The organism is Vibrio sp. 970, assembly GCF_033339075.1.
Window position 1 is genome coordinate 1 of record NZ_JAWOTW010000658.1, and the last position, 557, is coordinate 557.

Genomic DNA, 557 nt, shown 5'->3' on the forward strand with positions numbered 1-557 from the left:
GCAATCCTTACTTGAGGGGTGTGCCGAGGTATGTGGTCAGCATCGTCGCAATCTTTATCAAACTCCGAAGCGAAGAACGGTTGAAAAACCTGGTCGAGATCTACAAGACATCATTGGCCAGCAACAAGGCAAGCGTGCTCTAGAAATTGCGGCGGCTGGAAACCACAACCTACTTTTCCTTGGTCCTCCTGGTACAGGAAAAACCATGCTGGCATCGCGTTTATGCGACTTACTGCCGGAGATGAGCGACGAAGAAGCGATGGAAACGGCTTCAGTCGCATCACTGACGCAAAGTGAGATTAATGAGCACAACTGGAAGTCGCGTCCGTTTCGTGCGCCGCACCATTCCAGTTCGATGGCGGAATTAGTTGGTGGTGGCTCGGTGCCAAGACCGGGCGAGATTTCTTTGGCTCACAATGGGTTATTGTTCCTTGATGAAATGCCGGAGTTTGACCGTAAAGTGTTGGACTCGTTACGAGAGCCACTGGAATCGGGTGAGATCATCATTTCGCGCGCACAAGGAAAAACGCGTTTTCCTGCTCGTTTTCAGCTGGTGG

Annotated in this window: 1 protein-coding gene; it reads left to right on the forward strand. The window is 51.3% G+C overall.

The window, feature by feature from the left end; all coding sequences use genetic code 11:
• Nucleotides 1-557 (forward strand): ATP-binding protein (locus tag R7Q11_RS28460; protein ID WP_225467264.1); only part of this gene is annotated, 557 nt, incomplete at both ends.